The organism is Tenacibaculum sp. M1.3A (assembly GCF_057732375.1).
Window position 1 is genome coordinate 131,925 of sequence record NZ_JBYJEF010000004.1, and the last position, 12,662, is coordinate 144,586.

Annotated in this window: 17 protein-coding genes; 9 read left to right on the plus strand and 8 right to left on the minus strand. The window is 30.6% G+C overall.

Features of this window, described 5'->3' with window-relative positions:
• Positions 1-128 precede the first annotated feature (128 nt).
• Positions 129-755 carry an SDR family oxidoreductase gene (locus tag AC28QF_RS08065; RefSeq protein ID WP_488201369.1) on the minus strand — a complete coding sequence of 209 codons (627 nt, stop codon included), beginning with the start codon at positions 753-755 and terminating at the stop codon, positions 129-131.
• A gap of 3 nt (positions 756-758) precedes the next feature.
• The gene (locus AC28QF_RS08070) at positions 759-914 is read right to left on the minus strand and encodes a YqaE/Pmp3 family membrane protein (protein WP_488201368.1); all 156 of its coding nucleotides are present in this window, start codon (positions 912-914) and stop codon (positions 759-761) included.
• Between the two features lie 305 nt (positions 915-1,219).
• On the opposite strand from AC28QF_RS08070, the gene AC28QF_RS08075 reads away from it, so the two are divergent.
• The 4 genes from AC28QF_RS08075 to AC28QF_RS08090 all read left to right on the plus strand — a co-directional run bounded on the left by AC28QF_RS08075 (position 1,220) and on the right by AC28QF_RS08090 (position 4,222).
• Entirely contained in the window at positions 1,220-1,951 is a 732-nt protein-coding gene (locus AC28QF_RS08075; RefSeq protein ID WP_488201367.1) for a tRNA-uridine aminocarboxypropyltransferase, read from the plus strand.
• 38 nt (positions 1,952-1,989) lie between these two features.
• A complete protein-coding gene (locus AC28QF_RS08080; RefSeq protein WP_488201366.1) occupies positions 1,990-2,922 on the plus strand; it encodes an NAD-dependent epimerase/dehydratase family protein in 933 nt (310 codons plus the stop codon).
• Between the two features lie 100 nt (positions 2,923-3,022).
• A complete protein-coding gene (locus AC28QF_RS08085) occupies positions 3,023-3,628 on the plus strand; it encodes a MarC family protein (RefSeq protein ID WP_488201365.1) in 606 nt (201 codons plus the stop codon).
• A 216-nt stretch (positions 3,629-3,844) separates the two neighbouring features.
• A complete protein-coding gene (locus AC28QF_RS08090; protein ID WP_488201364.1) occupies positions 3,845-4,222 on the plus strand; it encodes a DUF2200 domain-containing protein in 378 nt (125 codons plus the stop codon).
• A gap of 70 nt (positions 4,223-4,292) precedes the next feature.
• Here AC28QF_RS08090 and AC28QF_RS08095 read toward each other — a convergent pair whose 3' ends face one another.
• The 3 genes from AC28QF_RS08095 to AC28QF_RS08105 all read right to left on the minus strand — a co-directional run bounded on the left by AC28QF_RS08095 (position 4,293) and on the right by AC28QF_RS08105 (position 6,503).
• Positions 4,293-4,745 (minus strand): DUF1569 domain-containing protein, encoded by a 453-nt coding sequence (locus AC28QF_RS08095; RefSeq protein WP_488201363.1) that lies wholly within the window; start codon positions 4,743-4,745, stop codon positions 4,293-4,295.
• A gap of 281 nt (positions 4,746-5,026) precedes the next feature.
• Positions 5,027-6,028, minus strand: a complete 1,002-nt coding sequence (gene holA, locus AC28QF_RS08100; RefSeq protein ID WP_488201362.1) for a DNA polymerase III subunit delta — start codon at positions 6,026-6,028, stop codon at positions 5,027-5,029.
• A gap of 13 nt (positions 6,029-6,041) precedes the next feature.
• The gene (locus AC28QF_RS08105; RefSeq protein WP_488201361.1) at positions 6,042-6,503 is read right to left on the minus strand and encodes a DUF5763 domain-containing protein; all 462 of its coding nucleotides are present in this window, start codon (positions 6,501-6,503) and stop codon (positions 6,042-6,044) included.
• A gap of 31 nt (positions 6,504-6,534) precedes the next feature.
• Between AC28QF_RS08105 and AC28QF_RS08110 the strand changes: the two genes are divergently transcribed.
• Together AC28QF_RS08110 and AC28QF_RS08115 are read left to right on the plus strand one after the other, a co-directional pair.
• Positions 6,535-6,978, plus strand: a complete 444-nt coding sequence (locus AC28QF_RS08110; RefSeq protein WP_488201360.1) for a type I restriction enzyme HsdR N-terminal domain-containing protein — start codon at positions 6,535-6,537, stop codon at positions 6,976-6,978.
• Between the two features lie 345 nt (positions 6,979-7,323).
• The gene (locus AC28QF_RS08115; protein WP_488201359.1) at positions 7,324-8,322 is read left to right on the plus strand and encodes a glycosyltransferase family 2 protein; all 999 of its coding nucleotides are present in this window, start codon (positions 7,324-7,326) and stop codon (positions 8,320-8,322) included.
• A 40-nt stretch (positions 8,323-8,362) separates the two neighbouring features.
• On the opposite strand, the gene AC28QF_RS08120 is transcribed toward AC28QF_RS08115, so the two are convergent.
• Genes AC28QF_RS08120 through AC28QF_RS08130 form a run of 3 tightly spaced genes read right to left on the minus strand, consistent with a single transcriptional unit; the run spans position 8,363 to position 10,078 of the window.
• Complete coding sequence (locus AC28QF_RS08120) at positions 8,363-8,923, minus strand: hypothetical protein (RefSeq protein ID WP_488201358.1); 561 nt, start codon at positions 8,921-8,923, stop codon at positions 8,363-8,365.
• Between the two features lie 33 nt (positions 8,924-8,956).
• Positions 8,957-9,577, minus strand: a complete 621-nt coding sequence (locus AC28QF_RS08125) for an L-threonylcarbamoyladenylate synthase (RefSeq protein WP_488201357.1) — start codon at positions 9,575-9,577, stop codon at positions 8,957-8,959.
• A gap of 3 nt (positions 9,578-9,580) precedes the next feature.
• Positions 9,581-10,078 (minus strand): IS1096 element passenger TnpR family protein, encoded by a 498-nt coding sequence (locus AC28QF_RS08130; protein WP_488201356.1) that lies wholly within the window; start codon positions 10,076-10,078, stop codon positions 9,581-9,583.
• Between the two features lie 56 nt (positions 10,079-10,134).
• Here AC28QF_RS08130 and AC28QF_RS08135 point away from each other — a divergent pair, with 56 nt between their 5' ends.
• From AC28QF_RS08135 to AC28QF_RS08145, 3 genes are read left to right on the plus strand one after another with little or no spacing between them, the layout of a single operon-like run.
• Positions 10,135-10,551 carry a PaaI family thioesterase gene (locus AC28QF_RS08135; protein WP_488201355.1) on the plus strand — a complete coding sequence of 139 codons (417 nt, stop codon included), beginning with the start codon at positions 10,135-10,137 and terminating at the stop codon, positions 10,549-10,551.
• Positions 10,552-11,403 (plus strand): alpha/beta fold hydrolase, encoded by an 852-nt coding sequence (locus AC28QF_RS08140; RefSeq protein ID WP_488201354.1) that lies wholly within the window; start codon positions 10,552-10,554, stop codon positions 11,401-11,403.
• Positions 11,400-12,446: an isochorismate synthase gene (locus AC28QF_RS08145; RefSeq protein WP_488201353.1), complete on the plus strand. Its 1,047-nt coding sequence runs from the start codon at positions 11,400-11,402 to the stop codon at positions 12,444-12,446. The genes AC28QF_RS08140 and AC28QF_RS08145 overlap by 4 nt, the downstream gene beginning before the upstream one ends.
• Positions 12,447-12,662: the final 216 nt, after the last annotated feature.

Consider the following 12,662-nt stretch of genomic DNA (forward strand, 5'->3'; position numbering starts at 1 on the left):
TCTTTTTTTGTTTTTATAAAATTATAAAGTTTACTAATTATGTTCACTTTCGCAAACCGCTACGATTAGTTACTCATTTAATTTTCATATTTAATTTGTGACTTAGATAAAACCTAACTCGCTTGAGTTTATAATTGCTGCATCGCTTCACCAATTACGGTTTCACCTTCTATAATCTCGAAAACCCTATTATTTGGCGCATCATCATTTAAAGCTAATACTAAAGTTTCAGCAACATCTGCCCTACTAATCTCACCTTGTTTATGTAGCTTTTCTTTTAACATTATTTTTCCTTTCCCATTAGCATTCGTTAATGCTCCGGGTCTTATAATTGCAAAATTCAACCCACTATTAATAAGGTGGTCATCTGCCTTTTGCTTCGCTTTCATATACGCTTGTAAATCTCCTGCCGCTTCTGGGCTATCAGCTCCCATAGAACTTAGCATTACAAACTTATTAATATTAGCCTTTTTAGAAGCCGTTATTAAACGCTTAGCGCCTTCCTGATCTACTTCAACCACGTTTTTTCCTCCAGACCCCGCTGCAAAAATAACTTTATCTATATCCTTAACCGTATGTGTAATATCTTTTGTTAAATCACCCAATACAGTATCTATATTTTCTGATTTAAATTGCGCAACTTGTTCTTCCTTTCTTACCATGGCAATTGGATTAAAGTTTTGCGATGATTTTAAAAGTTGTACTATTTTTTTTCCTGTGGTACCATTTGCACCAGCTACTAATATATTTTTCATAATTTATTTACTATTTATAAATAAAGCATAAATAACGCCTGGTATCCAGCCTACAAGTGTTAAAAGAAGACTTATTAAAAATTCTGTTCCTAGTCCGTGTTTTAAAAACACTGCTAATGGTGGTAAAAGAAAACTTAAAATTATGGTTAATATTGACATGATTTATGTTTTATTGGTTCGATACAAAATTATAACACTTCTAGGCTTCAACTTAACTTGAATCATTTTAACCTTAGCGCATTTAATAAATACGTTAACCGATTATGATTGATCGATTAAATATAGTTATGCATTAGTGTTTAACTTTAGCAATATCATTTATATCTTGGCACTTATAAATAGGATACTGGTAAGTATCCTACATTATACTATTTTAAATTTCATTTAAGGAATCAGTAATAAAAATACTAAAGCTGATTAAATACAGTAATGATAAAATTTAAACTCCTAAAAAAAGATATCCCTTGCTAGTCAATATAAAAGAACCAAGGATTAAATGTTACACATGTATGCGACCTAATAGCACCTGTATATGTAAACATCTTAATACTTTTCATACCAATACTCGTTTTATTATTCTGATGCATCCCAAAGAGTACAGAAAAGAAAAAAGTGGAACCGGTCACATAACAAACCTTCAACTTAAAAACTCTGAGGTAATTGTTGGTGTAGATTTTTCGGATAATAACCGCGTAAATGATATACTAGCGGATAAAGAAAATAAGGCTTTCCTACTGTATCCTGGTAAAGATAGTTTTAACATCTCTACAAGAAAAAGTGATGAAATAAATTCTTTCATGGGTAGTTATCCATACATTTTTATTCTTGATGGTACCTGGCCTTGCGCTCGTAAAATGCTTAAACTAAGCACCAACTTGCAACAACTAAAAAGAGTGAGTTTCGATAATAATATTAAATCGAAATTTATAATTAAACAGCAGCCTGCAGCGCTTTGTCTTAGTACTATTGAGTCTGTTTACACCGTAATAAACTTACTGAACAAGAGTAGTTTAGAAAAATGCAATACCAACAACTTCTTGCTTCCTTTCGAAAAGATGATAGAGCATCAGCTAGAATATGCGCTAAACCCCAATAGTAAAAACTACAGTGCCACGGAAAATAAAGTGATGATTACCAAGAACATCTATAAGAAAAAAACCGAAAGAAGTGTTATTTTCGAAAAAGAGCAATTGTAAGAACAACAACGAGTAGCATAATTTAAAAAAGATAAAACATGCAAGTAATTTTAGGGGCTAACGGAATAATTGGTGAGGAATTGGCGAAAGAATTAAGAGCAAATTATACCAACAACATAAAACTAGTGGGACGAAACCCTAAAAAAGTACATCCGAACGATATTTTACAGAAAGGAAACTTACTGAACCCAGATGATGTAAATAAAGCTTTGATAAATGCTGATATTGCATACATGACGGTTGGTCTTCCTTACAAACCTGATGTTTGGTTAAGCGATTGGCCTAAAATAATGCAAAATGTTATAAATGCTTGCAAGGCTAACAATTGCAAACTGGTTTATTTTGATAATACCTATGCCTATGCACAAGACTCTAAAATTCAAAAAGAAGACACCGAGTTAAATTCTGAAGGCAAAAAAGGAATTGCTAAAAAAAATACGGCCCAACTTTTACTAAAAGCAATAGCAAAAAAAGAAATTGAGGCTGTTATCTGCCGAGCGCCAGAATTTTATGGCCCCAGTAAAACAAAAGGAATAACAAACACACTTGTTTTCGAGAAGCTAAAAGCCAACAAAAAACCAAAAGTATTACTAAACGACAACGTATTACGAACTTTAATTTACACACCAGATGCAAGTAAAGCAATGGCCTTAATAGCCAATCACCCCGAAAGTTATGGTCAAACTTGGCACTTACCATGCGATGATAACCGACTTACTTACAAAGAAATTATTAGCGAGATTTCCAAGCAACTAGGTCGCACTATAAAATACGATATCTTAAATTCGTTTGTATTAAAAATGGCTTCCTTTTTTAACGTCAATAGTAAAGAAACGCAAGAATTTCTACCTCGTTATACCATCGATAATATATTTGATTCGTCTAAGTTTAAGAATAAGTTTCCCGATTTTAAAGTAACTTCTTATCAAGAGGGAATCAAAACAATAATTGATGATTATCAGATTAAATAAAATTGTAAATTAATTGTATAGAGAAAACATTAGTCATTAAATTTGTTATTTTGTAAAGAGTGTCTTAAAACTTGCTCTGTTAACCCCGAAATAAAATAAAATGGTAGAATTTTTAACCACAATATTTTTTGTTTTTGCAGTAATTGACCCTATTGGTTCAATACCCGTTTATCTCGAAGCTACTAAAGAATTTGATTTAGTTCATAAAAAGAAAATTGCTATAAGAGCTTCTGTTATTGCTTTTTTCATACTTCTGTTTTTTATTATAATCGGACAACTTATTTTAGAAGGAATGTCTGTATCTCTTGATGCTTTTCAAATTTCAGGTGGTGTAATTCTATTTTTGTTTGCATTAACAATGATATTCGGAGATGGAAAACCTGAACTAGAAAAAAACAGAATTACAGACTATAAACACGTTACCATATTTCCTATTGCGATTCCTTCAATAGCTTCACCAGGAGCAATTATGGCTGTTGTTTTAATGACCGATAATCATATTTACTCAATTCAACAACAATCTATCACAACTATAATAGTTTTACTCGTTATCGGAATTACTTGTCTTATTCTTTTAGGAGCTAATCATTTACAAAAACGAATAGGTGATTATGGAATTACGGTGATTAGTAAAATTATGGGACTTATTTTAGCTTCTTATGCTGTACAGAGTATATTAAGTGGAATAAGTAGTTACTTTGGATAATACATAAAAAAAACTAATAACCACCTTATTTAAAGTTAATTACAAGTAAAAGAACACTGTGCTTATAAAAAACACAGTAAACAAAATATGTTGTAGATCAGCTTACTTAAAAGCATACTGATAAAAACTTACCAGTTTTTTTACTTAATTTTAATATTTAAACCGCGTATTAAAGAACTTCTAGTAAAATATTGAACAACATTAAATAAAGTAAAAATGAAGGTTACCATTGAAAAAAACGAGAAAATTGCAAGCATGATCTTTGCATCTATTTACCCACTTTACTGGAATAGGTTAGAAAAAAATGGCAGAACAAAAGATGAGTTTCATCAAGTACTCGAATGGTTTACTGGTTTTAATGAAAACAAACTACAAGACCTCATTAAAGAGAAAGTAACATTTAAATCCTTTTTTGAGCAAGCAAAAATTCACACCAACGCACATATGATTAAAGGAGTTGTTTGTGGGTATCGAATTGAAGAAATACCTAAAGAATTCGAGCTATACAAACAATGCAGGCAAATGGAAAAGTTGATTGATGAATTGGCTAAAGGGCGTAAAATGGAGAAAATTTTACGAATAGAAAAGAAGTAAACTCCTTCCATAAAAGCAGCTGTCTATGGTCGTTTAGTTGATAAAAACAACTCTACTAGAATACTCTTATTTAAACTCCAAATTGCGTTAAGTGATGTTCTAAATGCTTGTAAAAAGAATTATTCCATTCTTGTTTTGTTAACCTTCCAAAAGAATGTGATTCTTTTCCGTCGAAATACGCACCTCCTAGCTGTTGAGTTTTAATTATAAAGGCTATTAAGCGTTTTTTTTCTGTTGTAAATTCACGTTCATCGGTAATGATAAATTGCGGAGCAGTTCTTCCGTTTCTTGCAAAAGGAGTTTCATTTACCACAGCCTTTTTTACAAATGCCTTAAGCAACATTCTAACAACACTATTTGGTCTTGGATGCTTACTTGTATAAACCATTTCGTAAGTAACACAACAATGTGCTAGCATTTCGGCAACACTCATTTTACCCCAGTCAGGCTGACTTGTTGGAGTTAATTTTTCTATTCTATTAATTAGCTCGTTAGTAACTTCTTTGTTAAAAATATTCTTCATTTTTATGCTTTTTTAGCTAGTAAAATAATATCTGAAATGTGTGCATAAGTTACAATTAAACAATCTGACATACTATCTAAAACATAGATTACCTGCACTTACACAATCTTTTAAAGGTTACTTACTTACAACTGTAACTTTCAGTATATATTTATGCTACTAGAATTTATTTCAGATTAAATAATATGATTAAAAATGTTAGTTATGTTACCAATTATAAACTTTTAATATGCATTCAAATTCCTTTTAAACAACCAGATAAGGTTTTGGTAATTCATTTTTTAATGCATAATTTTAAACAGCAATTCTTTTAAAATATCTGCATGAGACTGATTGGCTCCTACCCCTTTACTTTTCACATCTGCTTCGCGCAATAAAGCGATTACCTGTGATACTTTTCGCATTGGATAATTTTTTGCAGCCGAGCTATAATCGTCTACAAAAAAAGGATTCACACCTAAATTTTTAGCAACAGAACCTTTCGATTTATCTTTTAATCCGTGGTATATTAACAACTGTGTAAAAAAACTATTTAACAATGAAATAGTCATTACTAACGGATTACTTTTCGGGTTTTGGGCAAAATAATTTATAATCCTATTTGCCTTTACCACATCTCGCTGCCCTATTGATTTACGCAATTCGAAATTATTAAAATCTTTAGAAATTCCAATATTATCTTCAATATGCTTATCGGTTATAATTGTATCTTTTGGTAAAACAGAAGTTAATTTATCTAACTCGTTTGCTATTTTACTTAAATCAACTCCCAAAAACTCCACTAACATCTGAGATGCTTTAGGCTCGATATTGTATTTTTTGCCACCTAAAACTCTACGAATCCAGTCAGCAACCTGATTTTCATATAATTTCTTACTCTCATAAATCAATCCGTTTTTAGCAATTGCTTTATAGGCCTTTTTACGTTTATCTAACTTTTTATATTTATAATTAAAAACCAAAACCGTAGTAGGTTGCGGATTTGCTGCATAAGCCTCAATCTTATCAATAGTACGACTTAAATCTTGTGCTTCTTTTACAATAATCACCTGGCGATCTGCCATCATCGGATATCGTTTTGCTGACGAAATAATTTCATCAATAGAAACATCTCGACCATACATTACTACCTGATTAAATCCTTTTTCAGACTCATCAAGTACATTTTTTTCAATATAATCAGAAATTTTATCAATATAATAAGGCTCCTCACCCATTAAGAAATAAACAGGCTTTATGCTTCCTCCTTTTATATCTGCTATAATATTTTTAATTTCGTTCATATAATTTTCGCTTTTAGCGATGTTGATAACATCGTCCTCCTCCTTTAACTTTTCTTCTACAAGAACTACCAGATTTTGTTCTTGCTCCACAAGTAGAACTACTATTACTACTTTTTTGATACATATTTAAGGAACGCTTTACTTGTTTTGTATGCTGATAACAATAACCATTTGCAAGTTTTGTTGTGTGCTTACACCTCGTTCCTTTTTTGGTATATCCACTACATCGCACACTATTAGACTTCCCTACCGCTTTATTTTGAAAACTATTTGATACACCTAAAAAAGCAGGTTTACATATTTTGCACCTTCCTAAACCAATCGTTTTAATTTCTTGCGTACTAACTTTTGTGGATACATTTTCAACCATTCTACAGGTAGCCGTATGAAACTTTTTTCCAGACGGAGTTTTGTAAAAACTTTGCGCTTGTACCTGAATTGCAACAATGAATAAAATGAAAAAACTAAACCGCACTTTACTTAACTTAAATAATTACTTTTGAAACATGCAAAAATTGAATCTTCCCAACTATACATTCGAGCTCAAAAGTAGCGAAAATAAGACGCTTATTTTTGATAAATGGAGAAAAAAATACTTGGTGTTAACTCCAGAAGAATGGGTACGTCAACATTTTGTGCAATTTTTGATCGACAAAAAAAAATATCCTGTTTCGTTAATTGCTCTTGAAAAACAACTAACTATAAACAACTTAAAAAAACGTACTGATGTTGTTATTTTCTCTTCGGATGGAACGCCAAATATTATTGTAGAATGCAAGGCTCCGAAAATTAAAATAGCACAAGATACTTTCGATCAAATTGCACGCTATAACTTAAAATTAAATGCGAATTATTTAGTTGTTACCAACGGATTACAGCATTATTTTTGCAAGCTTGATAAAGAAAATGAAACCTATATATTTTTAGAAGATATTCCAGATTATAAATAAGTTGCTACTTTGAGTAGCCTCACCGATTAGTTCTCGATACAAAACTCTAAAAAAAGAGTTTCACTCGAACTGACAACAAATCAATTATAAACAAACTGGCAATTCGAGTATTTTTGTAAAATGAAAAATGTATCGAGAAGTCTCACCGATTAGTTCTCGATACAAAACTCTAAAAAAAGGAGTTTTACTCGAACTGACAACACATTAAATATAAATAAACTGTCACTTCGAGTAGTTTGAAGAATGAAAAAAATGTATCGAGAAGTCTTACTTATTTATTCTCTATAAAAAATAATTTCACTAGTTCTTACAATAAACAAGAACATAAAATGTAAATTCGCTCTCTTGAAAACAGCAATCGTTATATTAAATTGGAATGGTAAAAAATTGTTAGAACAGTTTTTACCATCGGTCGTAAATTTTAGCTCACAAGAGGCCGAAGTTTATGTAGCCGACAATGCTTCTACTGATGATTCTATTGAATTTATCAAGCAAAACTACCCTACTGTAAAAATTGTAAAAAACAGTATTAACGGCGGTTATGCTAAAGGATATAATGATGCTTTACAACATATTGATGCCGATATTTATTGCTTAGTAAATTCGGATATTGAAGTTACTAAAAACTGGCTAACACCTATTTTAACTACTTTTAAAACAGCGCTAAATACAGCCATAATTCAACCAAAAATTTTAGATTTTAAAGACAAATCGAAATTTGAATATGCGGGTGCTGGTGGTGGTTTTGTAGATTTATATGGCTATCCGTATTGTCGTGGACGTATTTTTAATCATTTAGAAACCGACAACGGACAGTTTAATGATACTGTTGATACTTTTTGGGCTTCAGGTGCTTGTTTGTTTATTCGCTCTGAGGTTTACCATAAACTAAATGGTTTTGATGAAGATTATTTTGCACATCAAGAAGAAATAGATTTGTGCTGGCGTGCACAAAATGAAGGTTTTAATATTAAATATGTTGGTGACTCTACTGTTTACCATGTTGGTGGAGCAACATTGGAAGCTATCAACCCTAAAAAAACATACTTAAACTTTAGAAATAGTTTACTAAACGTTGTTAAGAACGTACCGCAAAAATGGTTTTTATTCGTTATTTTTTCTCGTTTGATTTTAGACGGAATTGCGGCTATAAAATTCTTAACAGAGTTAAAACCAAAACACACACTTGCTATTTTAAAAGCACATATTAGTTTTTATGCAAACTTCTTTAAATTTTTAGGGAAAAGGAAATTATTACAGAAAAAAGCTAATTACAACTTACACACTTCAGTTATTTGGCAATACTTTGCTTTGGGAAGAAAAAAATTTAATGAGTTGAAATAATTTATTTTTCAAACCATTAAATTTTTTGATTAAGTATATATTATATTTTTTCTACAATACAATTAGCTCCTTTATATATTGCTTTTATCTTCTTTTTTGTTCTGCCCTTAGCCTCTATATCAATATATTTTTTTTCATCAGTTTCAGGAACTCTAATTATTTGAATTTTAGATTTAGCTAACTTATTCAACTCAGATTTCGTAAGTGAAAAAGCAAAAGAATAAGCAGTAAAATTAGCTGAAGACGATATAGTCATACCTCCGCCTCTTGATGGATAAAAATCATTTGAATATGTTACTTCTTCAATTACAGGCAATGAAACCCTATTAGATATTAATTTAATTTTATCTCCATTTTCAAGTTTCACCAAAAAAATTGTTTCTTCTTTAAACTTATGAGTTCTTTCTCCTGGGTAATTAAAAACTATTTCAAGTAATATTTTATCTTTTTTAATTTCAAAGTACACTGTTTTGCCCCTAAAATCAAAAGAAATAATTTTTTCCTCAGAAAAAGGATCTGTTTTAGTTTTACATTTTTGAGAATGAATTGTACTTGATAAAATAAGTAAGAAAAATAAAGTTACTATTTTTTTGCTCTTCATATTTGCTTTTTTTTTTAAAAGCAGCAAAGGTAACTACAAAATATCTAAACTCCCTTTTCCTTCACGAATTACTTCTGGGTAGTCATCTGTTAAATCTATTACTGTTGATGCATAGTTATCACCAAAACCACCATCAACAACAAGATTAACTATGTTTTGCCATTTCTCGAAAATTAACTCAGGATCTGTAGTGTATTCTATAACCTCATCTTCATCGTGAATAGAAGTTGAAACTATTGGGTTACCTAAAGCGGCTACAATTGCGCGAGCAATATTATTATCTGGCACACGAATACCTACCGTTTTACGTTTCTTAAAAACTTTTGGTAAAGAGTTACTTCCTGGTAAAATAAAGGTATAAGGTCCTGGTAGTGCTCTTTTTAAAATTTTATAAGTAGCCGTATCTATTTGTTTCACATAATCTGATAAATGACTTAGATTGTTACAAACAAACGAGAAGTTAGACTTCTCTAACTTTACGCCTTTTATCTTTGCTATTTTTTCTAATGCTTTTGTATTGGTAATATCGCAGCCTAATCCATAAACAGTATCTGTTGGATAAATTACCAAACCGCCATTTTGCAACACTTTTACAATTTTAGCTATTTCTTTCGGGTTCGGATTGTCGTTATACAGTTTTATGAATTGTGCCATGTCTTAAAATTTATCAAAATCGAAATCGTCTATATTTTCAAAGCTAGGATAATCGTCATCAAGATCGTCATCTAAATCATCAGAAACAGCGGCTGTAAATTCTTTTTCAGGTGCTTCATCAGGAATTTCACCCACCGTTAAGATTATTTTAGATTCGGTAACTAGTTCGTCAGATTGCTCTACAACTTCCACATAAAACGTCCACATTTGTAAAAAATCATATACATATATCAGTTTATCATTCATACTAGGCAATGTTTCTTTTAAAACACAAGTAGCCATTGATGTTTCTTCACCTGCTTCTGCCATGTCGAACAACGGAATTTCTTCACCTTGATTCCAATCTTCATCGGTACGATAAAAAGAGGCCATTTCTTGTCCGTTAAAACCAAACGATTTAGCGATATCGAAATGTAAATCTTCCAATGATTTTACTTCATTAACCACTAATGTTCTAATTACATCTTTTTTGGTATCTAATATTACACGTACTTTATACATTCTATCATTTTTAGTCGCCACAAAAATACGTATTTTTGACTGAAAATTATAGCAAAATGAACAAGCAACAATCTCTCGATATACTTAACGGCTACAATAAAGACACTTTAATGGAAACTCTTAAAATTGAGTTCGTTGATGTTGGTGCTGATTTTTTAACTGCAAAAATGCCTGTAAATTCAAAAGTACACCAACCTTATGGAATTTTACACGGCGGTGCTACAGCAGCTTTAGCCGAAACTGTTGGTAGTTCTGCTTCTGCTTTTTTCTTAAATGATAAAAGTAAAATCGTAAAAGGGATTGAACTGAGTATTAATCATCTAAAAAGTAAAAAAGAAGGAGAAGTTTTTGCCACTGCGACAGCAATTCACCAAGGAAGAACTACTCATTTATGGGAAGTTAAAATTGTTGATGAAGAGGATAATTTGATTTCTTTATGCAAAATAACCAACATTGTTTTAGATAAGAAGTAAATGAAATTATTTAAGAAAATTTTTAAAATTATAGCGCTATTTTTATTTTTAGCGCTTATAATTATATATTTCTTATTCTCTAGTTTCTCTGCACCAAAACCTGACAAAAAAGTAATTAGTAAGTTTATTAATAGTAGTATAAAACCTACAGTAACACACGAAACATTCGCTTCTTCTAAATTCAGAAAACTAACCATACAAAAAGACACTACATTGCCTACATTGGTTTTTGTTCATGGAACCATTGGTTCATCTACCGATTTTATTGAGTATATGACTGATAGTTTGCTGTTAACTAAAACAAATATGGTTTCTTATGACAGAATTGGTTACAATTATAAAGATACCAATTCGGTACAAAAAAGTATTGCTTTTGAGCGTGATATGCTACATGATATTATTGAAAACTTACATCCTAAAAAAACAATTTTAGTAGGCTATTCTTATGGCGGGCCAATTGCTTTAGCTGTAAAAAAAGAGGTAAAGAAAGTTATTTTACTAGCTCCTGCAGTTTATAGTAAAGTAGAACCGATGCCTTGGGCTATTAATTTATACAAATGGAACCTAACGCGTTGGTTGATTCCTGATATTTGGAAAGAGGCTTCTAAAGAGAAAATATCACATAAAAAAGATTTACAGCATTTTGAAAACAACTGGAAATCGTCTCCTAATAAGATTTTAAGTATTCACGGAACCAATGATTGGATTGTTCCTTATGAAAACTCTTTATTCTTACAAAATCAATTTCCTATAGAGCAGTTCGAATTAACTACTATTGATAATGCTGGCCATGGATTAATATGGAGCAACTTTAAAAAAAATAAACAACAATTACTAAATCAATTAGATTGACTATATTTTTAAGCATAGAAAAAGCTCTCGAAAGCAAGCTCCCTTTTGTCGTTTATCGAAAACCAAATGCTAGATTATTAAAAGGATGGTTTCAAAAAAACGAAAATCTATATACTTCGAAAGAGTATACCGAAAGTGGTTTTATATTTGCACCTTTTGATGATAAAAATACTGCTGTTTTACTTCCTAAAGAACATTCTCTTTTTCAGGAAGAAGAAGCCTCATTTAAGATTGATATAATAGATGAACATAATTTTGACCCTGATTATTCTTCAGAAAAATCACATATTCATTTAGTTGAAAAAGGAGTTAAAGCAATTGATGAAAATCAATTTAAAAAAGTTGTCTTGTCAAGAAAAGAAGAAGTAAAACTTACCGATTTTAACGCTATTAAAACATTTAAAAAGCTTCTGGCAAACTACTCAAATGCATTCACTTATATATGGTTTCATCCGAAAGTTGGAATGTGGTTAGGTGCAACGCCAGAAACTTTAGTACAAATTAAAGACAATAATTTTAAAACAATGTCTTTAGCAGGAACACAAGTTTTTAATGGCACAACCAATGTTTTTTGGCCTCCAAAAGAAATTGAAGAGCAACAATTTGTAACCGATTATTTAACAGATAAACTTTTAAATATTTGCAATAAAACAGCAAAAGGAACTGTAGAAACTATAAAAGCTGGGAGTTTATTACACTTAAGAACCTTAATTTCTGGAGAAATGAATTCAGAAAATTCGACTTTAATAAAAAAACTACATCCAACACCGGCTGTTTGCGGATTACCTTTAGAAAACGCTAAAGAATTCATTTTAAAAAACGAAAATTATAACAGAAGTTATTACACTGGTTTTTTAGGCGAATTGAATTTAAAAATTGATAACAAAAACACTTCTGAGCTTTTTGTAAACCTTAGGTGTATGGAAATTAAAAATAGTTCAGCTTTTATCTTTGTTGGTGGTGGAATCACCAAAGAAAGCAAGCCTAAAAGTGAATGGAAAGAGACTGTTGCGAAAACAAAAACAATGAAAAAAATCTTATAATTTTTATTCTTTAACGAGCTGTGTGTTTTGACAAAATATTCTGAATTCGAGTAAATTTCACGATTAAAATCAGTGAAATTTATATCAAAAATAAGATTTAAAAGAGTTCTCGATACAATTTTTAACAGCTCAAAATCACTCGAGCCTATATACTTTTATTTTTTTATTCAAAATACAAAGCAGTTTTATTTACATTCTATTAATATTCATAAAAAT

Bases quoted from the DNA above. Each gene is read 5' to 3' on its own strand.
- AC28QF_RS08095 (WP_488201363.1), bottom strand. From the start codon at position 4,745: ATGAAGAATATTTTTAACAAAGAAGTTACTAACGAGCTAATTAATAGA.
- AC28QF_RS08130 (WP_488201356.1), bottom strand. From the start codon at position 10,078: ATGTATAAAGTACGTGTAATATTAGATACCAAAAAAGATGTAATTAGA.
- holA (WP_488201362.1), bottom strand. From the start codon at position 6,028: ATGAACGAAATTAAAAATATTATAGCAGATATAAAAGGAGGAAGCATA.
- AC28QF_RS08125 (WP_488201357.1), bottom strand. From the start codon at position 9,577: ATGGCACAATTCATAAAACTGTATAACGACAATCCGAACCCGAAAGAA.
- AC28QF_RS08140 (WP_488201354.1), top strand. From the start codon at position 10,552: ATGAAATTATTTAAGAAAATTTTTAAAATTATAGCGCTATTTTTATTT.
- AC28QF_RS08080 (WP_488201366.1), top strand. From the start codon at position 1,990: ATGCAAGTAATTTTAGGGGCTAACGGAATAATTGGTGAGGAATTGGCG.
- AC28QF_RS08065 (WP_488201369.1), bottom strand. From the start codon at position 755: ATGAAAAATATATTAGTAGCTGGTGCAAATGGTACCACAGGAAAAAAA.
- AC28QF_RS08110 (WP_488201360.1), top strand. From the start codon at position 6,535: ATGCAAAAATTGAATCTTCCCAACTATACATTCGAGCTCAAAAGTAGC.
- AC28QF_RS08090 (WP_488201364.1), top strand. From the start codon at position 3,845: ATGAAGGTTACCATTGAAAAAAACGAGAAAATTGCAAGCATGATCTTT.
- AC28QF_RS08085 (WP_488201365.1), top strand. From the start codon at position 3,023: ATGGTAGAATTTTTAACCACAATATTTTTTGTTTTTGCAGTAATTGAC.
- AC28QF_RS08070 (WP_488201368.1), bottom strand. From the start codon at position 914: ATGTCAATATTAACCATAATTTTAAGTTTTCTTTTACCACCATTAGCA.
- AC28QF_RS08135 (WP_488201355.1), top strand. From the start codon at position 10,135: ATGAACAAGCAACAATCTCTCGATATACTTAACGGCTACAATAAAGAC.
- AC28QF_RS08120 (WP_488201358.1), bottom strand. From the start codon at position 8,923: ATGAAGAGCAAAAAAATAGTAACTTTATTTTTCTTACTTATTTTATCA.